Genomic DNA, 25,433 nt, shown 5'->3' with positions numbered 1-25,433 from the left:
GCGCATGAGTGAGCTGAGTCACGCGGCGCGCGGCGTCGACTGGCTGATCACCGACTTCGTCAGCACGGTCCCGGGCGTCGCGCACGCGGTGGTCGTCTCCTCCGACGGGCTGCCGCTGGCGGCCTCGTCGGGCTTTCCGGCTGACCGGGCTGACCAGCTGGCCGCTATCGCGTCGGGCCTGGTGAGCCTGACGCAGGGTGCGGCCAGGGTGTTCGAGGGTGGTGCGGTCAACCAGACGATCGTGGAGATGCAGCGCGGGCTGATGCTGATCATGTCGGTCAGCGACGGCTCGTGCCTGGCGGTGCTGGCGGCCCCGGACTGTGACATGGGTCTGGTGGCGTACCAGATGACGCTGATGGTTGATCGCGCCGGTCAGGTGCTTACTCCGGCTGTGCGGGCCGAGCTGCGCGCCAGCCAGACCAGGTGATGTAGGTGTCAGACCCGAGATGGAACAGCGGCGGTTGGGCGCCCCAGCCTGTGCCCCAGTCCCAGCCGCAGCTGAATCCCGACCCCGCATCGCCCGTCCGTCCCTATGCCGTGACAGGTGGACGGACGGCGCCGCGGGTAAAGCTGGCGATGGAGGCACTGGTGTCCTCGGCGACCGCCGAGCACCGGGAGTTCTCGCATATCACGCCGGAGTACCAGGCGATCAGTCAACTGTGCCGGCAGGTCCGGTCCGTGGCAGAGGTGTCGGCCCTGCTGCGGATCCCCCTCGGCGTGGTGCGCGTGCTGATCGCTGACATGGCTGCCGAAGGTCTCGTCCGCGTGCATCAGCCACAGCTGGACGACGGCAGGCCGGACGTTAATCTGCTCGAAAGGGTGCTCAGTGGACTTCGCAGGCTCTAGCCCCGGCCTCACCTCGACGAAGATCGTGGTGGCTGGAGGTTTCGGGGTGGGCAAGACGACGTTCGTCGGCGCGGTGTCGGAGATCATGCCGTTGACCACGGAGGCCGTCATGACCGACGCCTCCGTGGGGATCGACGATCTGGGCATGACGCCGCTGAAGTCGACCACGACCGTCGCCATGGACTTCGGCCGGGTCTCCCTGGACCGTGACCTCATCCTGTACCTGTTCGGGACGCCCGGTCAGCACAGGTTCTGGTTCATGTGGGACGACCTCGTACGCGGTGCCATCGGCGCGGTGGTGCTCGTGGACACACGCCGACTTTCCGACAGTTTCCCGGCGATCGACTACTTCGAGGAGGCCCAGCTGCCGTTCGTGGTGGGCGTCAACGGCTGGGACGGTGAGTATCCGCACAGCGACGCCGAGGTACGCGACGCCCTGACGCTGGCGCCGCACATCCCGCTGGTGCGGCTCGACGCCAGGTCCAAGGACTCGGTCAAGGTCGCGCTGATCAACCTGGTCGAACACGCGCTCTCCGTGCGCATGGCCGTCCCGGGCTGGGGCGGTTAGGACATCCTTCGTACCGATTTCGCCTCCGCGAGCGCGTTGACAGCCGCGGCCCTCTCCTGATCACAATGGCTCCCGCCGAGCATCGCAGGAGCATCATGTCCCGTGGCCGCACCACATGAACGTGAGGAACCCGATCACCGGGCAGGCCGACAGGCCGCTCGCCCCCGTCCCGCCCGACCGGCTCGCCGCCCTGGCGGCCGGTCTGCGCGAACGGCAGCGGAGCTGGCTGGACGCCGACCGCGGCGAGATCCTCTCCAGGTTCGGCGCGGCGCTGGCCGATGACGAAGAGCTGCTCTCCGCGCTGGTGGCCGACACCGGCAGGGTGGGGGAGTCGGTGCTGGAGCGGCAGATCGTCGCCGGTCTGATCGGCCGATGGGTACGCCAGGCGCCCGCCCTCCTCGCACCCCCCGCCGAGACCCCCGCCTCCCTGCCCGGCGTCTTCGTGGGCGGCGACGTGGTGCCGTACGAGCTGGTCGGGGTGATCAGCCCGTGGAACTTCCCGCTGCTGCTGGGCCTCATCGACGCCGTGCCCGCGCTGGCCGCGGGATGCGCGGTGCTGGTCAAGCCGAGCGAGGTGGCTCCCAGGTTCATCGAGCCGCTGATGCGGCTGGTCCCTGACGAGCTGCCGCTGGAGGTCGTCGAGGGCGACGGCGCGACGGGCGCGGCCCTGGTGGATCTGGTGGACGCCGTGGTCTTCACCGGCAGCGTCGAGACGGGACGGGTGGTCGCCGAGGCGGCGGCCCGCGCGTTCGTGCCCGCGTTCCTGGAGCTGGGCGGCAAGGACCCGGCGATCGTGCTGGCCGGGGCCGACCTGGAGCGGGCCGCGTCGGCCGTCCTGTGGGGCGGCACCGCCAACGCCGGGCAGTCGTGCCAGTCGATCGAGCGCGTCTACGTGGCCCGCGAGGTCCACGACGAGTTCCTCGCGCTGCTGGTGGACCGGGCCGCCAAGGTGGGCCTGACCTGCGAGGGCGGCCCGATCGGGCCGATCATCGGCCCCGGGCAGGAGGACGTCGTCGCCGCGCACCTGGCCGACGCCGTGGCCAAGGGCGCGACCGTGCACACGGGAGGCCGGATCGAGCGCCACGGCGGCGGCCACTGGTGCCGCCCGACCGTGCTGTCCGGCGTCGATCACGGCATGCTGGTGATGACGGAGGAGACGTTCGGCCCGGTGCTGCCGGTCATGGCCGTGGACGGGCCCGGTGAGGCCGTCGCGATGGCCAACGACTCGGTCTACGGGCTGTCGGCCGCGGTCTTCGCCGCCACGGAGGAGCAGGCCATGGCCGTGGCGGCCCGGCTGCGGGCCGGTGCGATCAGCGTCAACGACGCCTCGCTGACCGCGCTCGTGCACGAGGGCGAGAAGCACTCCTTCCGCCTGTCGGGGCTCGGCGGCTCGCGGATGGGCGCCGCCTCCATCCGCCGGTTCGTCCGCCGCAGGGCCTTCCTGGTCAACCGTTCCGACGCCGCCGACCCCTGGTGGCACCAGACGAAGGAGTAGCTCCGGATGGGACTTCGCGGGGACATGCCGCTGCTGGCCCGCCACGAAGGCGAGTGGGAAGGCGAGTACCTCCATCTCGACCGAGAGGGAAACCCGATCGACCGGCACCGCGTCCAGATGACCTGCGCGATCCTGGACGACGCCGTCTACCACCAGACCAACCGCTACATCTGGGACGACGGGCGCACCGAGGTGCACGAGTTCCCGGGCACGTACCTCGGCGGCGGGCGGTGCGGGTTCGACACCGAGCGGATCAAGGGCGAGTTCTGGGAGCTGGACGGCAGCACCATCTACCTCAGCTGGCAGTACAAGGCCGAGGGCGAGGACCTGCGGCTCCACGAGATGATCGTGCTGAGCGAGGACGGCAAGTCACGCAGCCGCGTCTGGCAGTGGATCAAAAACGGCGTTTGCGTGAAGCGCACCCTGATCAACGAGCGTCGCGTCAGCTGAGTCAGCCTCTCGCACCCCGGTGCCACGACAGCACCACCCGCTCGAACCCCAGGAAAGCGGCGTTGAGCACGATGCCCAGCAGCCCCAGCAGCACGATCCCCGCCCACATGGCCGGGATGTCGAACTGGCTCTGCGCCTCCAGCATCCGGTGCCCGACCCCTTCGGTGCTGCCGACCAGCTCCGAGATGATCATCATGATCAGCGCCAGCGACACGCTCAGCCGCAGCCCGGCGAAGATCTTGGGGGACGCGCCGGGCAGGATGATCCGGGTGAGCCGCTGCCAGGGGCCGAGCCGGTAGACGACCCCGGTCTCGATGTACTGCCGGTCCACGTGGCGGGCGCCGTCCATGGAGTTGATCAGTACGGGCCAGACGACGCCGTACACGATCGCGGCCAGCTGCATCGGGGTGCCGATCTTGAACAGCGCCAGGAACACCGGCACCAGCGTGGTGGGCGGCACCGAGCGGCCGACGTGCAGCAGCGGCTCCACCAGGGCCGACAGCCAGCGCGAGCGGCCGAGCGCGACCCCGATCGCCATCCCGGCCACGCAGGCCACCGCCCAGCCCGCGAACAGCCTGGCCAGGCTGGGCAGCAGGTCGGCGACGGCCTCGTCGGTCAGGAACGCCCGCGTCCACGGCCCCGAGAACCACATCTCGTGCAGTCTGGCCACGATCCGCGACGGCGGCGGGAAGTACGCGGCCTGCGCGGAGCGCGTGGCCAGCTCCCAGCAGAGCACGGCCACGGGCAGCAGCCAGTACCACACGAGCCGCCGGCCGAAGGAGGCCCTCCGGGAGAGAAGGGCATTCATGAGGCGTCCCCCGTCCGTTCCCGGTGCCAGCGGAACACGCGCCGTTCGGCGGCGGTGAACAGCAGGTTGGCGGCCAGCCCGATCAGCCCCGCCCACAGCGGCGCCGCCAGCATGCGGTCGAGCCGGTTCGCGCTGCCGGCCAGCGACAGGAACGCGCCGATCCCGCCCCCGCCCGGTGCCAGCAGCTCCGCGCTCACGGCCACGATCAGCGTGACCGACACCGCGATCCGCACGCCGGTCGCGATGAAGGGCGCCGCGCTCGGCAGGCTCACCCGCAGCGCCACGGCGACCGGCCCGAAGCCGAAGCTCCGCAACGTGTCCTTGGCCAGCGGATCGACGTCGGTCAGGCCGTACAGCGTGTTGATCAGCACCGGCCAGGTGCAGGTGTAGACGACCAGCGCGGTCTTGGCGTCCTGGCTCTCGGTCCACAGGAACATGGCGATCGGGATCAGCGATACCGACGGGATCGGCCGCAGGAACTCCACCAGCGGCCGCACCGATTTCTCCACGAACGGCACCGTCCCGAGCAGCAGCCCCGCGGGGACCGCGACCGCGACCGCGATCAGCAGCCCGCTCGCGCACGCGCCCAGCGTGGCCAGGACGTCGGCCCTGAACTGCGGCTCCAGCGGCAGCTCCGCCGCCGTGGCGAGCACGGCCGACGCGTACGGCCACCCGGCCGGGGCCAAGCCGAGCCGCCCGGCCAGCTCGACGAGGGCGATGAACGCGGCGATCCCGAGGGCCCCGAGCGCCGCCCGCCCGATCCGGTGTTCGATCATCCGCTCACAGGCGCGAACAGCTGCGCCACGTCCACCTTCGTCTTGAGGTAGCCGTAGCCCTGCAGCAGGTCGGCCAGCTTCTGGACACTGGCCTTGTCGGCCTCCATCGAGAACTTGCCGAGCGTCATCGCCGCCGCCGCGTCCGCCGGGATCTGCGTGTACGTCGGCACCACCTCGTCGATCGCCTTCCTGTCGGTGCCCGCGATCTGCTGGGCCTTGGCCAGGGCGCGGTGGAAGGCGGCGGCCGTCTTCGGGTTCTTGGCCAGCCAGTCTTCGGTGACGCCCCACCCGTCGATCGGCACGCCGGCCGTCACGCCGTCGGTGGTGTCGATGATCTGCGTGGCGCCGCTCTTCTTGGCCGCGGTCAGGAACGGCTCGACCAGCCAGGCCGCGTCCACCTGGCCCGAGCCCAGCGCGGCGATCTGGTCGGCGAACTGCACAGGGACGTACTTGACGTCCTCGGGCTTGAGCCCGGCCTCCTGCAGATGGGCGTTGGTCAGCGTCTGGCCGAGGGCCTTGAGCACGTTGACCGCGATGGTCTTGCCCTTGAGGTCGGCGGCCGTCTTGATGGGGGAGCCCTTGGCCACGACGACGCCGGCGACGTTGGGGGCGGCCTCCTGGCTGTGCTGGAAGAGCTTGAGCTTGGCCGCGCCCGAGTCGTTGATGGCCATCAGCGACACGTAGCTCGTGAGGAAGGCGTCCATGCTGCCGTTGAGGATCTTCGGCATGACCGCCTGCGGCGCCTGGATGATCTCCGTCTTGACGGTCAGGCCCTCCTCCTTGAAGAAGCCGCGCTTCTCCGCGATGAACAGCGGCGCCGACGACGGGACCGGCACCACGCCCACCAGGAGCTGGGTCTTCTCCAGCCCGCCCGAGGACGAGGTGCTGCTCGTGCCCGTGGAGCTCTCTCCTCCTCCGCCGCACGCGCTGAGGGTCAGCGCGATCGCCATACCCGCGACTACGAACCTGGCCAGCTTCATCGCCTATGCCTTTCTCGGTCCTGAGAGTTCACGAATTACCGGTGGCCTGCCTGTGCCAGACGAGCAGACGGCGCTCCGCCAGCACGAACAGGGAGTTGACGACGTAGCCGAGGACACCCAGCAGGGCGATTGCCGCCCACACCCCGGCGCCGTCGAAGCTGCGCATGGCCGTCAGCAACTGGTAGCCGATGCCGTCCGTGCCGCCGATGAGCTCTGAGATCACCATGAGGATCAGCGCCAGCGACAGGCTCAGCCGCAGCCCGGCGAAGATCTTGGGTGCGGCGGCGGGGAGGACGACCAGGCCCAGACGCTGCGGCCTCGACAGGTTGAAGACCGTGGCCGTGTCGGTGTACGTGCGATCGACGGATCTGGCACCGTCGATCGAGTTGAGCAGCACCGGCCAGATCACTCCGAACACGATAGTGGCCAGTTGCGTGGTCAGGCCCGCCCTGAACAACACGAGGAACAGCGGCAGCAGCAACGGCGGCGGGATGGCCCGGCCGAACTCGATCAGCGGGTCCACGTAGTCGGTCGCCGAGCGCGAACGTCCGAGCAGCGTGCCCGCCACGATCCCGATCAGCGCGGCCAGCAGCCAGCCGCCGAACATGCGGCCGAGGCTCGGCAGGATGTTCGCGATCGCGTCGTCGGTGAGGAAGGCGCGGGAAGGCGGGCCGGAGAACCACAGCTCGTACATGCGGACGGCGATCGTCGTGGGCGGCGGGAAATCGGTGTCCCCGATCGCCCGCCCCATGATCTCCCAGACGACCAGCACCACCGGGACCACCCAGAGCCTGGCGACCGCCTTCACGAAGCCGCCCCGGTCCGCGCGTGGTGCCAGCGGAACAGGCGGCGCTCGCCGGCGAGCAGGGCCAGGTTCGCGATCACGCCGAACAGCCCGGCCCAGAACGTCGCCGCCATCATGAGGTCGGTCCGGTTGCCGTTGCCTGCCACGGTCACGTACACGCCGATCCCGTCCACGCCGCCGGCCACCAGCTCGGCGCTGACCGCGAGGACGAGCGCGATCCCGGCGGCGATCCTGACCCCGGTCGCGACGAACGGGGCGGCGCTGGGCAGGCTCACCCGGTAGAGCACGGCCAGGTCGCCGAACCCGAAGCTGCGCAGGGACTCCTTGGCCAGCGGGTCCACGTCGCGCATGCCGTACAGGGTGTTGATCAGGATCGGCCAGACGGACGCGTACACGATGACGGAGACTTTCATCAGCTCGTCCACCGGGATCAGCAGGATCGCGAGCGGGATGATGGCCACCGAGGGGATCGGGCGCATGAACTCGAGCACGGGCCTGATCGCCCGCTCCACCGGCGTCAGCGCGCCGAGCAGCACGCCCGCGGGCACGGCCACCGCGACGGCGGTCAGCAGGCCGAGTGCCCAGTTCGCGAGGGTGGCGCCCACCCCGGCCAGGAACCTGGCGTCGGCCGGGAGGAGCGCGGCTTCGTACAGGACGGTCGAAGGCGGTGGAAAGAGGAGGTTCTCGCCCAGGCCGAAGCGGATGACCAGCTCTCCGGCCAGGAGAAACCCCGCGGCGCCGACGGCGCCGCGGAGCAGGCGGGCACCCGTCATCCGCCCGGGCTCGCCGCGATCAGTGACTTCACGTCGATCGGGCCGTTGATGTACTTGTACTCGAGCATGAGGTCGGCCACCTTCTGCAGCCGCGCCGCCTCCAGGGTGCTCGGGTAGGTGCCCAGGGTGATCGCTGCGGCGGTCCTGGCGTCGATCTTCGTGTACGTCGGCAGCGCCGTCTCGATCTCCTTGCGGTCGCCGGAGGCGAGTTGCTGCGCTTTGGAGATCGCCCGCTGGAAGGCGGCCAGCGTCTTCGGGTTCTGCCGGACCCACTCGTCGGTGGCCATCCAGCCCGCGATGGGCAGGTCGGCGGTCTGGCCCGTCATCGTGTCGGCGATGGTGCGGAAGCCGAGCGCGTTCTTGTTGGCCGTGATGAACGGCTCGGTGATCCAGCCCGCGTCACCCTGCCCCGCGGTGATCGCGTTGCCCATCTCGGGGAACGGCTTCTCGGCGAACTTGACGTCCGCCTCGCTGAGGCCGGCCGCCTTGAGCTGGGTCGTGACGGCCAGCGTGGCGATGTTCCTGAGGTTGTTGACCAGGATGGTCTTGCCCTTCAGATCCGCGACCGTCCGGATGGGCGAGTCCTTGGGGACCATGATCTCGAAGGTGTTGGGGGCCGCCCGGTACATGTCGGCCACCAGCTTGATCTTCTTGCCCTGGCTTGCGGCCAGGATCGAGGACACGTAGTTGGTCTGCGTGATGTCCAGGGCGCCGCTCTCGATCTGCGGCAGCGCGGCGGCGCCGCCGGTGATCGTGACCGGCTCCACGGCCAGGCCCTCTTCCTTGAAGAAGCCCTTGGCCTGGGCGATGTAGAGCGCGACCGGGTCGGGAATCGGGAGCGCCCCGACCTTGACGGTGGTCTTCTCCAGACCGTTGGGCCCGGTCGAGGCCGGTGGCGCGCCGCCCCCGCTGCAGCCGGTGAGCGCGAGGACGGCGGCGGTGCCGAGCGCGAGTACGTGACAGCGCAGTGTGCGTGTCATGGGGGGTTCTCCTACTTGGATTTGGGAGAGCGAGACACGTTACTGTGCGTGATCGTACCCGAGGAATGATCGACTCTGCAGGAACACGCGCTTTCAGGCGGGGCGGGACACGTAGCGGCCCACCGGCTGCCCCACGATCTTGCCGGCGTCGAGCACGTGGTTGCCGCGGACGAAGGTGTCGGTGACCTTGGCGGTCAGCTCGAACCCCTCGAACGGCGTGTACTCCTGCGTCGACTCCGAGTCCTGCGCGCGTACCGTCCAGGTCTGCCCGGGGTCGACCAGGCAGATGTCGGCGTCGAAACCGGGGGCGATGGTGCCCTTGGTGCGCAGGCCGTACCGCTTCGCGGGGTTCCACGAGGTCAGCGCGGCGATCCGGCCGTACGGCAGGCCCCGGCGGCGCCCTTCGGTGATCAGACCGGGCAGCAGGTACTCGGCGCCCCCGAACCCGGCCTTGGCCACGAAGACGTCGTCGCGCTGCTCGCCGAACTTGAGCTCGTCGCGGCAGCAGGCGTGGTCGCTGACCACCCAGTCCACGGTGCCGTCGAGCACGTGTCCCCACAGCGCCTCGACGTCCTCGCGGGGCCTGATCGGCGGGTTGACCTTGGCCCCGATGCCGCTGGCCGTGTCGATGTCGGCGAGCAGGTGACCGATCGTGACCTCGCGGCGGAAGTCGATGTGCGGGAACGTCGCCGCCATGCGTACGGCGGCGTCCAGAGCCTTGGCGGAGGACAGGTGGAGCAGGTTGACGTTGGCCAGGCCCGTCTCGTGGGCGAGGTAGGAGGCGATGAAGACGGCCAGCCCCTCGGAGTGCGGCGGCCGGGAGGCGCTGTAGGCGGCCAGCCCGCTCAGGTCCCCGGCCTCCTCCACGAGCTTGGTGTACGCGGTCATGATCTCGGCGGTCTCGCAGTGCAGCGACAGCGAGATCTCGCCGGCCAGCTCGGGAAGCCGCTCCCTGGCCGCCTGTACGCCGCGCATCACGAACTCGAAGTGCGCGTAGTCGTAGCGCTCGCCCTCCGGCAGCATGAGGAACGCCCGCTGGTCGTCGGAGCGCCCGTGCAGCCCGTGCCCGCCGTAGAACATGAAGATCTTGAACGACGGGACCCCGAACCGTTCGACCAGGTCGGGCAGCTCGCCGATGTGCCCTCGAGACATGGGCGCCAGGTGGAAGCCGTAGTCGATGTAGGCCCGGCCCTCGGCCTGCCTGAGCACCTCGGGGAAGAACTCGGCGTAGGAGCCGCCCCTGTTGAGGTAGTACTGGCCGGTCCGCATGTAGGTGAGCGCCGTCGTCACGCCGCCCTGGGCGCTGGCGCGGCTCTCCGACCCGGTGTCCTCGGGCAGCGGGTTGTAGATGCCCCAGTGCTGGTGGGCGTCGACGACCCCGGGGAAGGCCAGCTTGCCGCCGCCGTCGATCACCTCGCCGGCGGCGGACTGTCCTGGCTCCACCCGTACGATGCGGCCGTCCGCGATGGCGATGTCCGCCTCCACGGGGTCGTCGTGCTCGTGGGTGACAACCTTCACGTTCTTCAACAACAGGTCGGTCACAGCAGTGGTCTTTCCTATGCGAGGCGGTGGGCGTTGCGGTGCCAGGACAGCACGCGCCGCTCCACCGTGAGGAACAGTGAGTTGAATGCGAAGCCCAGCACGCCGAGCAGCACGACGTTGGCCCAGACGGCCGCCATGTCGGCGCTGCTGACGGCCATGTTGAGGAGATAGCCGAATCCCTCGGTGCTGGCCTTGAGCTCGGAGATGACCATGAGGATCAGCGCCAGGGAGACGCTCAGTCGCAGGCCCGCGAAGATCTTCGGCGCCGCGGCGGGCAGGATGATCCGGAAGAACCGCAGGCGGGCGGGCACGCCGAAGACGGCCGCGGTCTCCACCTTCAGCACGTCGAGGTTGCGCGCGCCGTCGATGGAGTTGATCAGGATCGGCCAGATGATGCCGAACACGATGGTCGCGACCTGCACCTGCGGGCCGATCTGGAAGAGCACGAGGAAGATCGGGAGCATCACGGGAGGCGGCACGGCCCGGCCGAACTCGATCAGCGGTTCGACGATGTCGGCCAGCCAGGCGGTCCTGCCGATCGCCACCCCGAGCGCCACGCCGATGACCACGGCGATGGCCCAGGACCCGACCACCCTGATCAGGCTGGGCAGGAAGTTGTCGACCGCTTCCTCGGTGAAGATGTAGGGCCCGGAGAACCACAGCTCGTACATCCGGGAGACGATCAGGATCGGTCCGGGGAGATACGGAGTGGCGAGCGCCCCGGAGAGCAGTTCCCAGCCGAAGAACATGACCGGGACCAGCCACAGGCGCTTGACCAGGGTAAGGATCATGCGTTTCGCCACCTGAACAGCCGCCGCTCGGCGCGTGCGAGCAGGATGTTGACGACGAGCCCGATCACGCCGGCCCAGATCAGGACCGCGACGACGTCGATCATCGCGTCCATGCCGATGCCGGTGCTCGCCTCGATGAGGAAGCCTCCGACGCCGACCGAGCCGCCCACGATGTACTCCACGCTGATGGCCAGGATGAGCGTGATGGAGGCGGCCAGCCGGACGCCCGTCGCGATGAAGGGCGCCGCGCTCGGCAGGGCGACCCGCCAGATCACCGCGCCGCGGCCGAACCCGAACGAGCGCAGCGTCTCCTTGCCCAGCGGGTCCACGTCGCGCACGCCGTACATGGTGTTGATCAGGATCGGCCAGGAGGCGGCGAACATGATCAGCGCCACCTTGGCGTTGATCTCCGGCTGGATGAAGAACAGCGCCAGCGGGATCAGCGCCACCGAGGGGATGGGCCGCAGGAATTCCACGAACACCCGGGTCATCTCCTCGACCACCGGGACCGTTCCCAGCAGGAGTCCGATGGGGACGGCGACCAGGACGGCCAGCGGCAGCCCGATGACCGCGGCGGTGAGCGTGCCCGCGATGTCCCCGAGGAACTCCGGGTCCAGGGCCAGGGAGAACGTCCTGGCCAGGGTTGCCCCGGCCGGAGGCATCCACTTGAACAGGCCCGACATGCCGAGAATCTGCCAGGCAAGCAGAAAACCCGCCACGCCGATGGCGTGGCGGGTGAATTTGGCCAGCTTGGCGCGGGCGAGCGGATTCTGCCCGCGCCGCGCCGTGGTGATCGTGGTCATCATCCCTGGGATGCTGTGTAGATCATCGAGCTGACGTCCATCTTCTGCTTGAGCAGCTGGGAGTCGAACATCAGGTCCGCCACCCGCTGGATGCGCTGCGCGTTCAGCGAGGTCGGGTAGGCGCCCAGGTTGATCGTGGCGGCGGTCTCAGCCGGGATCTTGGTGAAGGTCGGCAGGACCTTGGTGACCGCGCTGCGGTCGGTGGCCGCGATCTGCTGCGCCTTGGCCATGGCCCGCTGGAAGGCGGCCAGGGTCTTGGGGTTGTTCTGCGTCCACTTCTCCGTGGCGGCCCAGCCGGTGATGGGCAGACCGTCGGTCGGGCCGGACATGGTGTCCAGCAGCATGGTGGCGCCGATCTCCTTCTTCGCCTGGCTGACGTACGGGTCCGTCATCCACACGGCGTCGACGCTGCCCTTGTCCAGCGAGGAGATCCATTCCGTCGTCGGGATGACGACGTACTTGATGTCCTTGGTGGTGTCGATGCCGGCGATCTTGAAGTGGGGGGCCATCGTGAGCGTGCCCAGACCGCCGACGATGTTGACGCCGATCTTCTTGCCCTTCAGGTCGGCGACCTGCTTGATCGGGGAGTCCTTCTTGACCATGATGCCGAAGGCCCCGGGCGCGCCCTGGTAGGAGTCGGCGATGTACTTGAACTTCTCGGTGCCGGCCTGCTGGATGGTCAGGATGGTGGCGTAGCTACCCAGCACCACGTCCATCTGGCCGTTGGAGAGCTTGGGGAGCACCGCCTGGGGAGCCTGGATGGGCTCCTGCTTGACGTTGAGGCCCTCTTCCTTGAAGAAGCCGCGCTCCATGGCGATGAACAGTGGCGCAGAGTCGGCGCCTGGATACTGTCCGACGAGAAGATCGGTTTTCATGCCCCCGGCGGCGGAACTCGAACTTTCTGGTTTGTCGCCGGAACTTGAACACCCGGTGATGGCGAGGGTGGTGACAAGCCCAATCAGGGCACTGCGCCCTAATGCACCGAACCGCATTACGGTCTCCTTTGAACCCATGGGGATGGGGGTGTTGGTAACTGAGGGTGTCAGCGACGCTGGAACCCTAGCGCAGCCTGTAGTTCCCGATGCACCGGGAACCCCTAAAATTAACAAGATATATCACCATATGTACCGATATATCCCTTTTGTCCGATTAATATCTCTGACTCGGCTTGACTTCGAGGGCCTGTGGCAGGTGTTGTGATTTGCGTAAAATGTGCAGCTGTGTGTCGACCGTGATCTTTGCGGTATTGGCCGATCTCGTGTTGATGTGCTCCAATAAGCTCTCGCCCCAAGGGTGCGTCGGCGTCACACCGCAAACAACCTGCATAACGTGATCTTCGTGCACCAGACCGTCCGAGGAGAGGTTGCGGAGGCAAGTGAAGAGTGTTGTCCCCTCTGTGGGCGGGGATCCGGGCTTAATAGAGGAAGCCCCCCGGCATGCGTCTGGAGGACCGCAGCAGGTCGAGCCAGGCAATGCGGGCGAGGCAGGCAAGCCTCGGACGGCATCGCGGTTCTCCCTGCGTAACTGGCGTGTGCGCTCCAAACTGCTCGTCCTGGTCGTCATCCCGACCCTCGCCGCGCTCGTGCTCGGTGGCCTGCGCGTCACCACGTCGATCTCGAGCGCCGGCGACTACGCGCAGGTCAACGAGGTCGCCGTGCTGGCGAGCCGGCTGACCGCGCTCGCGCACGAGGTCGAGGTGGAGCGTGACTACACCGCGCGCTTCGTCGCCCTCGGGCGCAAGGCCGGCCGGGATGTGGTGACCGATCAGTACGAGCCGGTCAACAAGCTCGTCGCCGAGGTCAAGGGCAGCGTCGATGCGCTGGCCTCCTCCGACAGCCCCCAGGCGCCCGAGGCCCTGCGTATCAAGAACCGCCTCAACGAGCTGGAGACCGCGCGTAACAACGCGATGGACTCCCAGCTCGACGTGAACTCCGTCATCGAGCTCTACGACCGGTTCATCACAGACCTCCTCTCCCTGAACGACACCATCGATCAAGGTGCGGTCGACAAGGAGCTCTCGGCGGTCGTCTCCGGCTTCGCCGCCCTTGCCCGCGCCAAGCAGTTCGTCTCCACGCAGCGCGCGCTGCTCGTGTCGGCCCTGGCGACCAGGGAATTCGGCCGGGCCGAGCTCGACGCCTTCATCGCCGCCCGTGCGCAGAAGAACAGTGAGCTGGCCACCTTCCGGGCACAGGTCCCCCTTGAGCTGCGCCAGGCGTACGACGACACCGTCAGCGGCAAGGCCGTCGACCGCGCGGAGATCCTGGCCGCCCGAGCCCTGTTCCTGCAGAGCCTGGGGCAGCCGCAGAACGTGACGGACCCGAAGCTCGGCCTCACCCGTGACGGCAAGGACTGGTTCGCCGCCATCAGCGAGACGATCGACGGGATGCGCAAGGTCGAGCAGCGCGCCGCCGACTCCATCGTGCTCCGCAGCCGCACCCTGGAAGGGGCCGAGCAGCAGAGCGCCGTCATCGTGGCGATCGCCATCCTGATCCTGCTCATCCTCGTGCTGCTGGTCACCGTCTTCATGGCGCGTTCGCTGAGCGGCCCCCTGCGCAGGCTGCGCAGGGAGGCGCTGTTCATCGCCGGTCGCCGCCTGCCCGACACCGTCCGTCAGCTCCGTGAGGCCGAGTCGACCGGGGACAACGTCGACGTCCAGCCCATCGGTGTCGCCTCTCAGGACGAGATCGGTGAAGTCGCGCGGGCATTCGACGAGGTACACCGCGAGGCGGTCCGGCTGGCGGGCGAGGAAGCCCGCCTGCGGAGCAACGTCAACGCGATGTTCGTGAACCTGTCCCGGCGCAGCCAGACGCTGGTCGAACGGCAGATCACCCTGATCGACGGGCTGGAGCAGGGCGAGCAGGACGAGCAGCGGCTCGGCAACCTGTTCAAGCTGGACCACCTGGCCACCCGCATGCGGCGCAACAGCGAGAACCTCCTGGTTCTCGCCGGCCAGGAACCGCCTCGCCGCTGGAGCAAGCCCGTCAAGCTGGTCGACGTCGCCCGCGCCTCGCTGTCCGAGGTCGAGAACTACGAGCGGGTCGTCCTCCAGGTCCCGGACGGCGTCGCCGTGGCCGGTCAGGCCGTCAACGACGTCATCCACCTGCTCGCCGAGCTGATCGAGAACGCCCTGTCGTTCTCGCCGCGCGAGACCAGGGTGACGGTCTCCGGCAGCAGGATCGACGGCGGCGGCGTGATGCTGTCGATCAGCGACTCCGGAATCGGCATGACCCCGGACGAGCTCACCATCGCCAACGACCGCCTCATGGACGCTCCCACCGTGGACGTGTCGGTGTCGCGTCGCATGGGCCTGTTCGTGGTCGCGAGGCTGGCGCACCGCCACGGCATCCGGGTGCAGCTGCGCCCGCACGGCACCGGCGGCCTGACCGCCATGGTCCTGATGCCGGAAGCGCTGCTCGGCTCGCAGTCTCCCGCCTACGCGACCCCCGGAAGCAACGGCATGGGGACCCTGGACTCGTTCGACGAGAGCTTCGGCGCCCGTCAGCCCATGCCACCCATGCAGTCCCCGATGCAGTCCCCCATGCAGCCCCCGATGCAACCCCCCATGCCTCCGCCGCCGGTTCCCAATTGGGGGCCGGGAGGCTACCAGCCCGGACCGGGGCACCCGTCGTTCCCCTCGCAGCCGTCGTTCTCGGCGCAGCCGAGCGTGGACGTGGGCTGGCCGGCCGACCCGCGCAGCAGCAGCGGCGGCTACGACACCTCTGACGTCTGGGTCCCGGCGCGCAACTCCAACAGCCGGCCGGGCGAATGGGGCCAGGACAACAACTCCCTGCCGAGGCGGCCCTTCGGCGGCGACCAGATGGACATGGGGCAGCCGAGATACGACTTCCCCGAAACCGAGTCGGCGGCGACCGGTCCCATCCCGGCCGTGAAGCCCGCCTCTTCGGGTGACGAATACCTGCCGATCTTCGCCTCGGTCGAGTCGGCCTGGTTCGAGCACGGCAACGAGGGTGGCGCGACCTGGGGCTCCGCCAAGGCGGACGCGGGCTGGAGCGCCGCGGAAGCCGTGGTCGAGCCGGTACGTGACGGCGCGACCGCGGCGGGCCTGCCCAAGCGGGTGCCCAAGGCCAACCTGGTGCCCGGCTCGGCCGACACCGTCTCGGCGCCCAAGGGCGTCGCCCCCATGCCGGCGGTCTCGCCGGACCGGGTGCGCAGCCGCCTTTCGAGCTTCCAGCAGGGGTTCAGGGCGGCACGTGACGACATCAGCGAGGGCAGGACGTATCCCTCCGGTCCGAGAAGTGTTGAAAGCAGGGATGAGCGCACATGAATGACCTGAGCCAGTCGGCACGTGGGGTGGACTGGTTAATCACCGACTTCGTCAGCACCGTTCCCGGCGTCGCGCACGCGGTGGTCGTCTCCTCCGACGGGCTGCCGCTGGCGGCCTCGTCGGGGTTCCCGGCTGACCGGGCTGACCAGCTGGCCGCCATCGCGTCGGGCCTGGTGAGCCTGACGCACGGTGCGGCCAGGGTGTTCGAGGGTGGTGCGGTCAACCAGACGATCGTGGAGATGCAGCGCGGGCTGATGCTGATCATGTCGATCAGCGACGGCTCGTGCCTGGCGGTCCTGGCGGCCCCGGACTGTGACATGGGTCTGGTGGCGTACCAGATGACGCTGATGGTTGATCGCGCCGGTCAGGTGCTTACTCCGGCTGTGCGCGCCGAACTGCGCGCCAGCCAGACCAGGTGATGTAGGTGACAGACCCGAGATGGAACAGCGGCGGCTGGGAATCCCATAACAGCGGTGCATGGGATTCCCAGAACAGCGGGAGCTGGCAGCCTCCGCCGCCCAGCAACGACCCCGCCTCGCCGGTGCGGCCCTACGCCGTCACCGGCGGGCGTACCGCGCCCAAGGTCAAGCTGGCCATGGAGGCACTGGTGTCCTCGGCGACCGCCGAACATCGGGAGTTCTCGCACATCACTCCCGAGTACAAGGCGATCAGCCAGCTGTGCCTGCAGGTCAGGTCGGTGGCTGAGGTCTCGGCGCTGCTGCGGATCCCCCTCGGGGTGGTGCGTGTTCTGATCGCGGATATGGCGGCAGAGGGCCTGGTTCGGGTGCATCAGCCGCAGCTGGAAGCGGGTAGGCCGGACGTCAACCTGCTGGAAAGGGTGCTCAGTGGACTTCGCAGGCTCTAGCCCCGGTTTGACCTCGACGAAGATCGTGGTCGCCGGTGGGTTCGGGGTGGGCAAGACGACGTTCGTCGGCGCGGTGTCGGAGATCATGCCGCTGACCACGGAGGCCGTCATGACCGACGCCTCCGCGGGCATCGACGATCTGGGCATGACCCCGCTGAAGTCGACCACGACCGTCGCCATGGACTTCGGCCGCGTCTCGCTTGATCGCGACCTGATCCTTTACCTGTTCGGCACCCCCGGACAGCACAGGTTCTGGTTCATGTGGGACGACCTCGTACGCGGTGCCATCGGCGCGGTGGTGCTCGTGGACACGCGGCGCCTGGCGGACAGCTTCCCCGCGATCGACTACTTCGAGGAAGCCCAGCTGCCGTTCATCGTGGGGGTGAACGGCTGGGACGGCGTCTACGGTCACAGCGACGTCGAAGTGCGCGACGCCCTGACCCTGGCGCCGCACATCCCGATGGTGCGCCTCGACGCCCGCTCCAAGGACTCGGTCAAGACCGCGCTGATCAACCTGGTCGAGCACGCGCTCTCGGTCCGCATGGCCGTGCCAGGCTGGAGCGGCTAGCGGAGCGGATAGGCTGGAGTCTTAGACGTTCATTCGCTTCGAGGACTGGCCAACCACGTGTTCGAGACGCTATCCGACCGGTTGACATCGGTCTTCTCCTCCCTCCGGTCCAAAGGCCGGCTGTCCGATGCCGACATCGACGCCACCACCCGCGAGATCCGCATCGCCCTGCTGGAGGCCGATGTCGCGCTCCCGGTGGTCAAGGCGTTCGTCGCCCAGGTCAAGGAGCGCGCCCGCGGGTCCGAGGTCTCCCAGGCGCTCAACCCGGCGCAGCAGGTCGTCAAGATCGTCAACGACGAGCTGATCGCGATCCTCGGCGGCGAGACGCGCAGGCTCCGCCTCGCCAAGACGCCGCCGACCGTCATCATGCTGGCGGGTCTGCAGGGCGCCGGTAAGACCACCCTGGCGGGCAAGCTGGCCAAGTGGCTGCGCGAGCAGGGCCACGCGCCCATGCTGGTCGCCGCCGACCTGCAGCGCCCCAACGCCGTCCAGCAGCTCCAGGTCGTGGGCGAGCGCGCCGGGGTCGCCGTCTACGCCCCCGAGCCGGGCAACGGCGCCGGCGACCCGATCGAGGTCGCCCGCACATCGATCGACGAGGCCAAGCGGCTGCAGCACGACATCGTCGTCATCGACACCGCCGGCCGCCTGGGCATCGACCAGGAGATGATGAAGCAGGCCGCCGACATCCGCGACGCGGTCTCGCCCGACGAGGTCCTGTTCGTGGTCGACGCCATGATCGGCCAGGACGCCGTCACGACGGCGCAGGCGTTCATGGAGGGCGTCGGCTTCGACGGGGTCGTGCTGACCAAGCTCGACGGCGACGCCCGCGGTGGCGCCGCCCTGTCGGTGCGGCACATCACGGGCCGGCCGATCATGTTCGCCTCCACGGGCGAGAAGCTGGAAGACTTCGACGCCTTCCACCCCGACCGGATGGCCTCCCGCATCCTTGACATGGGTGACATCCTCACCCTGATCGAGCAGGCCCAGAAGACGTTCGACGAGGAGCAGGCCGCCAAGATGGCGGGCAAGCTCACGTCGGGCGAAAACTTCACGCTCGAGGACTTCCTCGAGCAGATGATGATGGTCCAGAAGATGGGGCCCATCAAAAACCTGCTGGGCATGATGCCCGGCATGGGGCAGATGCGCGACCAGCTCAACTCCATCGACGATCGCGACCTCGACCGCATCGCCGCCATCATCCGCTCGATGACGCCGGCGGAGCGCCAGGACCCCAAGATCATCAACGGGTCGCGCCGGGCCCGCATCGCGGCCGGCTCCGGGGTCACGGTCACCGCCGTCAGCAACCTCGTCACCCGCTTCTTCGACGCCCAGAAGATGATGAAGCGGATGGCGGGCGGCATGGGCATTCCCGGCATGCCGGGCGGCCGGGGCAAGGCGGCCAAGGCGCAGAAGAAGGCCAAGAAGGGGCGGCGCGTCAGCGGCGACCCGCGCAAGGCGGCCCTCGGCAAGGCCTCCTCCGCCGAGGAGGCTCCCGCGGCCGAGCCCAAGGGCGGCGGGCTGCTGGGCAACCTGGGGGGCAAGCTGCCGCCGGGGATGGAGTTGCCGCCCGGCTTCGACCCCTCCAAGTTCCGCCTGCCCGGCCAGTAGTAAACCGCCGCCGAGAGCCCTCCCGGCGGCGGGTCCGGCCGTCGGCGGCCCGCGGCCCGGTTTTCCGCGTTGGTGGTGGAGTGGTCAGGTCCTGGCGGGTTCCTCTCACCCGGGCCCTGGTCGCCTCTGCGCGCCTGCACCCGTCGCGACTGGCCGCCCCTCGTACGTCTGTGCTACCCACCCCGCGGGGGTCGAGGGCCATTCCGTCCGGGCAGGAGCCGGTCGGGGTGTACCGGCGCCGGGGACGGGGATCGCCCGGGATCGCGTACCCGGGCGGTAACATGGGCGGGTCGCTCGCCGTACGTGCGGCCTGGTCGCGGGCGGTGCTGAGCCTCCGGGAGCCACTCGGGCACGGACGGAGGCAACGCGCCGTGACGGAACGTCGATGGCAGTGTCGTCGATCTGGCACAATGGCATGTTGGAACATCGTGACCACGCGGGTGCCCTCTCATCTCCCGCCGGACGCGCCTGTCCCTGGAGCGTCGTCCCGTCGTGCCCCACTCGGCGAGATGCCGTTCACCCACGCTCGAATGCAGGAGAGACCACACCCGTGGCAGTCAAGATCAAGCTCAAGCGGCTCGGCATGATCCGCAACGCTCAATACCGCATCGTCATCGCCGACAGCCGCACCAAGCGTGACGGCCGGGCGATCGAGGAGATCGGCCTGTACCACCCGAAGGAAAACCCTTCGCGCATCGAGGTCAACGCCGAGCGTGCGGCCTACTGGCTGGGGGTCGGCGCGCAGCCGACCGAGCCCGTCCTCAAGCTGCTCAAGCTCACCGGCGACTGGCAGAAGTTCAAGGGCGAGGCCGCCCCTGCGCCGCTGAAGGTCGCCGAGCCCGCGCCTGACCGTCACGCCCTCTACGAGGCCGCGGCCAAGGAGGCGCTGTCCGGTGGCGACACCGGCACGGCCGCCACCACGCCGAGGAAGGCCAAGAAGAAGGAAGAGGCCGAGGCCCCCGTCGAGACCCAGACCGAGGGCGAGGCCTGACGTGCTCGAGGAGGCTCTCGAGCACCTCGTGAAGGGCATCGTCGAACATCCAGACGATGTCCGGGTCCGCGCACGCCGCATTCGCAGCGGGCGCGTCCTGGAGGTCCGGGTGCACCCCGAGGACCTGGGCAAGGTCATCGGACGCGGCGGGCGCACCGCCAAGGCGCTGCGCACCGTTGTGAACGCCCTGGCCGACGGGAAGTACGTGCGGGTCGACTTGCTCGACCTGCACGAAGCAGTCCGTTAGCGTCAGGTTTCCGCGCCCTCATCGGCTTTGCCGGCCGATGGGGGCGCTTGCGTTAGGAGTTCACGTTGCAGCTGGTCGTCGGCCGGATCGGCCGTCCGCACGGGGTGCGCGGTGAGGTGTCCGTGGAGGTACGCACCGACGATCCCGAGCTGCGTTTCGCCGTGGGCACGTCCATCGCCACGGACCCCGCCGCCAGGGGGCCGCTCGTCGTAGAGGGCCGCCGCTGGCACAAGGGCTTCCTGCTGCTGGCCTTCGAGGGGGTCACCGACCGCGACGTGGCGGAGGAGCTGCGGGGCACCATGCTGGTCATCGACTCGGCCGAGGTGGCGCCGTCCGACGACCCCGACGAGTTCCACGATCACCAGCTCATCGGCCTGACGGTGGAGACCGCCGCCGGGGAGACCGTGGGCGAGGTCACCGACGTCCTCCACCACGGCCAGGACCTCCTGGTCGTACGCAGGGCCGGGGCGGACGAGGCGCTCATCCCGTTCGTCAAGGCGCTGGTGCCCGAGGTCGACCTGAAGGGCGGTCGGCTGGTCGTCGATCCGCCTGAGGGCCTGCTCTGATGCGGCTCGACATCATCTCGATCTTCCCCGAATACTTCGCGCCGCTCGACGTCTCGCTGATCGGCAAGGCCCGCGAGCGCGGCACGCTGGACGTACGCGTGCACCAGCTGCGCGACTGGACCCACGACGTGCACAAGACCGTGGACGACACCCCCTACGGCGGGGGGCCGGGCATGGTCATGAAGCCCGAGGTGTGGGGCGAGGCCATCGACACCGTCGTCGGGGACGGCGCGCCGCGGATGATCGTGCCGACGCCGAGCGGGCGGCCGTTCACCCAGGAGCTGGCGCAGGAGCTGGCGGGGGAGCAGTGGCTGCTGTTCGCGTGCGGCCGGTACGAGGGCATCGACTCGCGGGTCATGGCGGAGTACGGCTCCCGGCTGCGGGTCGACGAGGTCGGCATCGGCGACTACGTGCTGGCCGGGGGCGAGGTGGCGGTGCTGGTCATGGTGGAGGCCATCGGGCGGCTGCTGCCCGGGGTGCTCGGCAATGCCCAGTCGGCCGTGGACGACTCCTTCGCGCCCGGTTCCATGCAGAACCTGGTCGAAGGCCCCGTCTACACCAAGCCGCCCGTGTGGCGGGGGCACGAAGTGCCTGACGTGCTGCTGTCCGGACATCACGGAAAAATCGCCAGATGGCGGCGTGACCAGGCGCTGCGTCGTACCGTACGGAACAGGCCGGAGCTGGCGGCGGCGCTCGACCCCGACACGCTCGACAAGCACGACAGGAAGCTCCTGGAGGAGCTGTCGTTTCGCGTCGAGCGCGAAGATATGGCAAACTGAATCGCTGCCAACCGTCATTTGGTTGGTCTGTCATGCCCGGGAAGCGATCCCGGGTTCATCACATCAGCAGGCGTGTCCGCCGCGAGCCCCGGCCGGGTGGACCTCCGCGTGCTCACGAGGACTTGAGGACAGCTCTCATGCACACGAAGATCCAGGAGCTCGAGAAGGCGACGCTGCGTAGCGACGTGCCGGGCTTCCGTCCCGGCGACACGCTCGAGGTTCACGTACGAGTCGTCGAAGGAAACCGCTCCCGTATCCAGGTCTTCAAGGGCTTCGTGCTGCGCAGGCAGGGCAGCGGCGCCCGCGAGACCTTCACGGTCCGCAAGGTCAGCTACGGCGTCGGCGTCGAGCGCACCTTCCCCGTGCACAGCCCGGTCATCGAGAAGATCGTGCTCGTGACCCGCGGCGACGTGCGCCGGGCCAAGCTTTACTACATGCGCGACCTGCGCGGCAAGGCCGCCCGTATCCGCGAGAAGCGCGAGGCGACGACCGCCAAGTAGCCCGTTCTTTCCGTGGCCCGCGCACTGGCGCGGGCCATTCGGCTTTACAGGGCCGTTTCCTTTATGTGGAGCGACTCGTGCATGGGTGTAACGTCGGTCGAGGCTTGTCGAGCCGAAGCATCATCTAGGCTCGTCAGCGATGACTAGCGAGAGCCAGGAGCACGGCGCGCCGCGCCGCCCTGTCGAGGACGAGGTGGACGTGGTCGCCGAAGAGACTCAGAAGCCAGCAAAAGGCGAGAAAAAGGAGAAGAAGGGGTCGTTCTGGAAAGAACTTCCCGTTCTTGTCGTCGTGGCCTTGGTGCTGGCCCTGATCATCAAGACGTTTGTGATCCAGGCCTTCTACATTCCGTCGGAGTCGATGGAGAACACCCTGTTGAAAAACGACAGGGTCCTGGTCAACAAGCTCGTCTACCACACGCGTGACATCGAGCGCGGCGACGTAGTGGTCTTCTCGGGCGTCGACTCCTGGGACGGCGAGTTCCCGATGGAGGAGCCTTCCAACCCGATCGCGGCCTTCTTCCGCTGGGTCGGCACGGCGTTCGGCATCGTGCCCGGCGAGAAGGACTACATCAAGCGGGTCATCGGTGTCGGCGGCGACCACGTCAAGTGCTGCGACCCCAAGAACCGCATCACGGTCAACGGCACGCCCATCGACGAGGAGGGCTATCTCTATCCGGGCAACGTGCCGTCCGACAAGTTCTTCGACATCACGGTGCCGGAGGGGCGGCTGTGGGTGATGGGCGACCACCGGTCGGTCTCGCTCGACTCCCGGTCCCACACCGGAGACGCGGGTGGCGGCTCCATTCCCGAGAGCCAGGTCATCGGGCGGGCCTTCGTGATCGTCTGGCCGTTCAACCGGGCGTCCTCGATCGACATCCCGGACACGTTCGCGCAACCCGCTCTTCAGGCACTGGGCGGCTCCGTGCCGCTGGTCGCCGGGTTCGGGCTGGCCGTACCCTTGGTCCTGGTTCGTCGCCGTTGGCTGGGGAGGAGGCGTTGATGGCCGTCACCAAGAAGGCGGAGGGCGTGGGCAAGGAGAAGAAGAAGGGCGGCTTCCGCGAGACGGTGCTGCTGCTGGTCCTGGGCGTGGGCATCGCGCTGCTGCTGCAGGCGTTCGTGGTCGGCTCGTTCTACATCCCGTCCGTCTCGATGGAGAACACGCTGCTGGTCAACGACCGGGTGTTCGTCAACAAGCTGGCGGGCAAGCCGGAGCGCGGCGACATCGTGGTGTTCAAGGGCTGGAACAACGGCGAGGACACCATCAAGCGGGTCATCGGCGTCGGCGGCGACAAGGTGGTGTGCTGCGACTCCAAGAAGCACATCACGGTCAACGGCACGCCGCTGGACGAGGCTTCGTACCTCTACCCAGGCGATTACGCTTCCGGCGATAAGTTCAACGTCACCGTGCCCCCCGGGAAGCTCTGGCTGATGGGCGATCACCGCAGCGCCTCGGCCGACTCGCGGGCCCACATGGAGGAGGCCGGAGGCGGGTTCATCTCGGAGAACGACGTGATCGGCAAGGCCGTGGTGCGCTACTGGCCACTGTCACGGGGTTATCTCTTCTCCCGTCCTGACACTTTCGACAAGGTCAAATAGCGGGCGCTTTCGGTCGCGGTTCGCGGCGTATGGGGCGTACGCTGCCTCTGTCATGACAGTTGCGTTCCGCCCTCGGCCAAGCGTCGTCCGGCGCGATTCCGGACTCTACGCCTATGAGCGGGCGCTCGCCCGCCGCGGCCTCACCCCCATCGCGGGCGTCGATGAGGCCGGCCGCGGCGCCTGCGCGGGGCCCCTCGTCGTCGCGGCCGTGATCCTGCGCAGGCAGATCGACGGCCTCGGCGACTCGAAGCTGCTCTCCCCGGCGGTGCGCGAACGTCTGTACGACCAAATCGTCCGCGTCTCCCACATCGGCATGGTGATCATCCCGCCGGGGGAGATCGACGCAAAAGGTCTTCACAAAAGCAACGTTTCAGGAATGCGGCGAGCTGTCGCACAGTTGCCTTGTGACCCGGAGTACATCCTGACGGACGGCTTCCCGGTGCCGGGGCTCCCGGCGCCGTCGCTGGCCGTGTGGAAGGGGGACCAGGTGGCCGCATGCGTGGCGGCGGCGTCGATCGTGGCCAAGGTGACGCGAGACCGTCTCATGGTCGCGCTCGACGAGCGTTACCCGCAGTACGGCTTCGCCGAGCACAAGGGGTATGTCACACCAGGACACCGGCTGGCGCTGGAAACGCACGGGCCGTGTCCTGATCACCGATACTCCTTCGTCACGGTGGCGAGGGAGATGGGTGAAAATGAAATGGGGGCCGGGGTTGCCTGAGCAGGCGAACCGGGGGACCGGTACGACAGGAGGACCGCGATGAGCGCAGAGGATCTCGAAAAGTACGAAACCGAGATGGAGCTGCAGCTTTACCGCGAATACCGAGATGTCGTCGGTTTGTTCACATACGTGGTGGAGACCGAGCGTCGCTTCTACCTGACCAACTCGGTCGACCTCGACGTCCGTACCGCGGAGAACGGCGACGTCTTCTTCGACGTGAAGATGCAGGACGCTTGGGTGTGGGACATGTATCGGCCGGCGCGGTTCGTGAAGAACGTGCGAGTGGTCACGTTTAAAGATGTGAACGTGGAAGAACTGGCCAAGGCGGACCTGGAGATGCCCAAGGAGGGCTTCTCGGGGTAACAAGCCGGGGCTCGAGGCCCACCCGCTCGCGCAGCCTGGCCGTCCGGCTCAGCCTGGCTATCCAGCTTGGCCGTCCGGCTCAGCCTGGCTATCCAGCTTGGCCGTCCGGCTCAGCCTGGCCGTCCAGCTTGGCCGTCCGGCTCAGCCTGGCCGTCCAGCTTGGCCGGTCGCCGGTGGTGGCACGCCTCCGCAACAGGCTCCGCCAGAAGGCAGTTCCTCACCCTCAGCCCCATCCGCCCCTCTGGTGAATGAGCCACATCCGTGCCTCTCCGGAGCCGACACCGCGCACCGAGCTGGCGAGCCGACACCGGTACGCCGTGCGGGGCGGCCGACACCGCATGCCACGCTCACGAGCTGCCGCTCTGGCCTGCGGGGTGGTTCAGCGTGACGTACCGCTCGTACCAACAAGCACGCGCGCTGATTCCCGCGAGCAATGCAGGCGTGCTTTGAGGGGCGATGCGGGTGTGCCTTGAGGGCGAGTCAGCGCTGCGGACCACTCTCGCGAGTCATCACCGCTGACCCCTCGGAAGCCACAGCCGTGCATCGGCACCGCCGAGCCGACGCTGGGCGGCTCGGAGGCCAATCAGCGACGCTCGCCTATCCCACAGGCCACTGCAAGAACATCACGCTCTCTAGCCCCGTTTTCCGCACGTCGGGTTGTGTGAAGATCGCCAGGTTGCTGTGGTGATCGTCATCGCGGTATGACCTGGCTGGTGAGACAGCGTGC

General features: G+C 68.5%; 29 protein-coding genes. 19 read left to right on the top strand and 10 right to left on the bottom strand.

What is annotated here, in order from left to right:
* Nucleotides 1-4: 4 nt before the first annotated feature.
* From ACIBQ1_RS12180 to ACIBQ1_RS12160, 5 genes are all read left to right on the top strand, one after another.
* Nucleotides 5-427 (top strand): roadblock/LC7 domain-containing protein, encoded by a 423-nt coding sequence (locus tag ACIBQ1_RS12180; protein ID WP_397276805.1) that lies wholly within the window; start codon nucleotides 5-7, stop codon nucleotides 425-427.
* A 50-nt stretch (nucleotides 428-477) separates the two neighbouring features.
* Nucleotides 478-846 (top strand): DUF742 domain-containing protein, encoded by a 369-nt coding sequence (locus tag ACIBQ1_RS12175; RefSeq protein ID WP_355379271.1) that lies wholly within the window; start codon nucleotides 478-480, stop codon nucleotides 844-846.
* Nucleotides 827-1,414 carry an ATP/GTP-binding protein gene (locus ACIBQ1_RS12170; RefSeq protein WP_350730304.1) on the top strand — a complete coding sequence of 196 codons (588 nt, stop codon included), beginning with the start codon at nucleotides 827-829 and terminating at the stop codon, nucleotides 1,412-1,414. The genes ACIBQ1_RS12175 and ACIBQ1_RS12170 overlap by 20 nt, the downstream gene beginning before the upstream one ends.
* 121 nt (nucleotides 1,415-1,535) lie before the next feature.
* Nucleotides 1,536-2,909 (top strand): aldehyde dehydrogenase family protein, encoded by a 1,374-nt coding sequence (locus ACIBQ1_RS12165; RefSeq protein WP_397276803.1) that lies wholly within the window; start codon nucleotides 1,536-1,538, stop codon nucleotides 2,907-2,909.
* Between the two features lie 6 nt (nucleotides 2,910-2,915).
* Nucleotides 2,916-3,359 (top strand): hypothetical protein, encoded by a 444-nt coding sequence (locus tag ACIBQ1_RS12160; protein ID WP_397276802.1) that lies wholly within the window; start codon nucleotides 2,916-2,918, stop codon nucleotides 3,357-3,359.
* Nucleotide 3,360: 1 nt separating this feature from the next.
* On the opposite strand, the gene ACIBQ1_RS12155 is transcribed toward ACIBQ1_RS12160, so the two are convergent.
* The 10 genes from ACIBQ1_RS12155 to ACIBQ1_RS12110 form a co-directional block, all read right to left on the bottom strand.
* Nucleotides 3,361-4,167, bottom strand: a complete 807-nt coding sequence (locus ACIBQ1_RS12155) for an ABC transporter permease (protein WP_397276800.1) — start codon at nucleotides 4,165-4,167, stop codon at nucleotides 3,361-3,363.
* Nucleotides 4,164-4,943 carry an ABC transporter permease gene (locus tag ACIBQ1_RS12150; RefSeq protein ID WP_397276798.1) on the bottom strand — a complete coding sequence of 260 codons (780 nt, stop codon included), beginning with the start codon at nucleotides 4,941-4,943 and terminating at the stop codon, nucleotides 4,164-4,166. The genes ACIBQ1_RS12155 and ACIBQ1_RS12150 overlap by 4 nt, the downstream gene beginning before the upstream one ends.
* Entirely contained in the window at nucleotides 4,940-5,893 is a 954-nt protein-coding gene (locus ACIBQ1_RS12145) for an ABC transporter substrate-binding protein (RefSeq protein ID WP_397276797.1), read from the bottom strand. Before ACIBQ1_RS12145 ends, ACIBQ1_RS12150 begins: the two co-directional genes overlap by 4 nt.
* Nucleotides 5,894-5,951: 58 nt before the next feature.
* On the bottom strand, nucleotides 5,952-6,731 hold the full coding sequence (locus ACIBQ1_RS12140; protein WP_397276795.1) for an ABC transporter permease: 780 nt from the start codon (nucleotides 6,729-6,731) through the stop codon (nucleotides 5,952-5,954).
* Complete coding sequence (locus ACIBQ1_RS12135) at nucleotides 6,728-7,501, bottom strand: ABC transporter permease (protein ID WP_397276793.1); 774 nt, start codon at nucleotides 7,499-7,501, stop codon at nucleotides 6,728-6,730. The genes ACIBQ1_RS12140 and ACIBQ1_RS12135 overlap by 4 nt, the downstream gene beginning before the upstream one ends.
* Entirely contained in the window at nucleotides 7,498-8,481 is a 984-nt protein-coding gene (locus ACIBQ1_RS12130; protein WP_397276792.1) for an ABC transporter substrate-binding protein, read from the bottom strand. The genes ACIBQ1_RS12135 and ACIBQ1_RS12130 overlap by 4 nt, the downstream gene beginning before the upstream one ends.
* 93 nt (nucleotides 8,482-8,574) lie before the next feature.
* Nucleotides 8,575-10,023 carry a dihydroorotase family protein gene (locus ACIBQ1_RS12125; protein WP_397276790.1) on the bottom strand — a complete coding sequence of 483 codons (1,449 nt, stop codon included), beginning with the start codon at nucleotides 10,021-10,023 and terminating at the stop codon, nucleotides 8,575-8,577.
* A 14-nt stretch (nucleotides 10,024-10,037) separates the two neighbouring features.
* Nucleotides 10,038-10,814, bottom strand: a complete 777-nt coding sequence (locus tag ACIBQ1_RS12120) for an ABC transporter permease (RefSeq protein ID WP_397276789.1) — start codon at nucleotides 10,812-10,814, stop codon at nucleotides 10,038-10,040.
* Nucleotides 10,811-11,620: an ABC transporter permease gene (locus ACIBQ1_RS12115; protein ID WP_397276787.1), complete on the bottom strand. Its 810-nt coding sequence runs from the start codon at nucleotides 11,618-11,620 to the stop codon at nucleotides 10,811-10,813. Before ACIBQ1_RS12115 ends, ACIBQ1_RS12120 begins: the two co-directional genes overlap by 4 nt.
* Nucleotides 11,617-12,492, bottom strand: coding sequence for an ABC transporter substrate-binding protein (locus ACIBQ1_RS12110; protein ID WP_397276786.1), 876 nt, complete (start codon nucleotides 12,490-12,492; stop codon nucleotides 11,617-11,619). The genes ACIBQ1_RS12115 and ACIBQ1_RS12110 overlap by 4 nt, the downstream gene beginning before the upstream one ends.
* A gap of 656 nt (nucleotides 12,493-13,148) precedes the next feature.
* Between ACIBQ1_RS12110 and ACIBQ1_RS12105 the strand changes: the two genes are divergently transcribed.
* The 14 genes from ACIBQ1_RS12105 to ACIBQ1_RS12040 all read left to right on the top strand — a co-directional run bounded on the left by ACIBQ1_RS12105 (nucleotide 13,149) and on the right by ACIBQ1_RS12040 (nucleotide 24,706).
* The gene (locus ACIBQ1_RS12105; RefSeq protein WP_397276784.1) at nucleotides 13,149-15,902 is read left to right on the top strand and encodes a nitrate- and nitrite sensing domain-containing protein; all 2,754 of its coding nucleotides are present in this window, start codon (nucleotides 13,149-13,151) and stop codon (nucleotides 15,900-15,902) included.
* Nucleotides 15,899-16,321, top strand: coding sequence for a roadblock/LC7 domain-containing protein (locus ACIBQ1_RS12100; RefSeq protein ID WP_397276782.1), 423 nt, complete (start codon nucleotides 15,899-15,901; stop codon nucleotides 16,319-16,321). Before ACIBQ1_RS12105 ends, ACIBQ1_RS12100 begins: the two co-directional genes overlap by 4 nt.
* Before the next feature lie 122 nt (nucleotides 16,322-16,443).
* Entirely contained in the window at nucleotides 16,444-16,767 is a 324-nt protein-coding gene (locus ACIBQ1_RS12095) for a DUF742 domain-containing protein (RefSeq protein ID WP_168022241.1), read from the top strand.
* 7 nt (nucleotides 16,768-16,774) lie between these two features.
* A complete protein-coding gene (locus ACIBQ1_RS12090) occupies nucleotides 16,775-17,335 on the top strand; it encodes an ATP/GTP-binding protein (protein ID WP_355379173.1) in 561 nt (186 codons plus the stop codon).
* A 57-nt stretch (nucleotides 17,336-17,392) separates the two neighbouring features.
* The gene (gene ffh / locus ACIBQ1_RS12085) at nucleotides 17,393-18,943 is read left to right on the top strand and encodes a signal recognition particle protein (protein WP_397276780.1); all 1,551 of its coding nucleotides are present in this window, start codon (nucleotides 17,393-17,395) and stop codon (nucleotides 18,941-18,943) included.
* A 550-nt stretch (nucleotides 18,944-19,493) separates the two neighbouring features.
* Nucleotides 19,494-19,934 carry a 30S ribosomal protein S16 gene (gene rpsP / locus ACIBQ1_RS12080; RefSeq protein WP_397276778.1) on the top strand — a complete coding sequence of 147 codons (441 nt, stop codon included), beginning with the start codon at nucleotides 19,494-19,496 and terminating at the stop codon, nucleotides 19,932-19,934.
* 1 nt (nucleotide 19,935) lies between these two features.
* The gene (locus ACIBQ1_RS12075) at nucleotides 19,936-20,181 is read left to right on the top strand and encodes an RNA-binding protein (protein WP_043634919.1); all 246 of its coding nucleotides are present in this window, start codon (nucleotides 19,936-19,938) and stop codon (nucleotides 20,179-20,181) included.
* A 65-nt stretch (nucleotides 20,182-20,246) separates the two neighbouring features.
* On the top strand, nucleotides 20,247-20,747 hold the full coding sequence (rimM, locus tag ACIBQ1_RS12070; RefSeq protein WP_397276776.1) for a ribosome maturation factor RimM: 501 nt from the start codon (nucleotides 20,247-20,249) through the stop codon (nucleotides 20,745-20,747).
* Nucleotides 20,747-21,526 (top strand): tRNA (guanosine(37)-N1)-methyltransferase TrmD, encoded by a 780-nt coding sequence (trmD, locus tag ACIBQ1_RS12065; RefSeq protein ID WP_397276774.1) that lies wholly within the window; start codon nucleotides 20,747-20,749, stop codon nucleotides 21,524-21,526. Before rimM ends, trmD begins: the two co-directional genes overlap by 1 nt.
* A 137-nt stretch (nucleotides 21,527-21,663) precedes the next feature.
* A complete protein-coding gene (gene rplS, locus ACIBQ1_RS12060; protein ID WP_397276772.1) occupies nucleotides 21,664-22,026 on the top strand; it encodes a 50S ribosomal protein L19 in 363 nt (120 codons plus the stop codon).
* Nucleotides 22,027-22,165: 139 nt separating this feature from the next.
* On the top strand, nucleotides 22,166-23,026 hold the full coding sequence (lepB, locus tag ACIBQ1_RS12055; RefSeq protein WP_397276771.1) for a signal peptidase I: 861 nt from the start codon (nucleotides 22,166-22,168) through the stop codon (nucleotides 23,024-23,026).
* Nucleotides 23,026-23,622, top strand: a complete 597-nt coding sequence (gene lepB, locus ACIBQ1_RS12050; protein ID WP_397276770.1) for a signal peptidase I — start codon at nucleotides 23,026-23,028, stop codon at nucleotides 23,620-23,622. Before lepB (ACIBQ1_RS12055) ends, lepB (ACIBQ1_RS12050) begins: the two co-directional genes overlap by 1 nt.
* Before the next feature lie 52 nt (nucleotides 23,623-23,674).
* The gene (locus ACIBQ1_RS12045) at nucleotides 23,675-24,343 is read left to right on the top strand and encodes a ribonuclease HII (protein WP_397276768.1); all 669 of its coding nucleotides are present in this window, start codon (nucleotides 23,675-23,677) and stop codon (nucleotides 24,341-24,343) included.
* Nucleotides 24,344-24,382: 39 nt separating this feature from the next.
* A complete protein-coding gene (locus ACIBQ1_RS12040) occupies nucleotides 24,383-24,706 on the top strand; it encodes a DUF2469 domain-containing protein (RefSeq protein ID WP_026215037.1) in 324 nt (107 codons plus the stop codon).
* The last annotated feature ends 727 nt before the right edge of the window (nucleotides 24,707-25,433 follow it).

The organism is Nonomuraea sp. NPDC050153, assembly GCF_044460125.1.
In the GTDB taxonomy this organism is placed as follows: Bacteria; Actinomycetota; Actinomycetes; order Streptosporangiales; family Streptosporangiaceae; genus Nonomuraea.
Note: the sequence above shows the minus strand (reverse complement) of the source record. Positions and strands in the feature narration are given on the sequence as shown.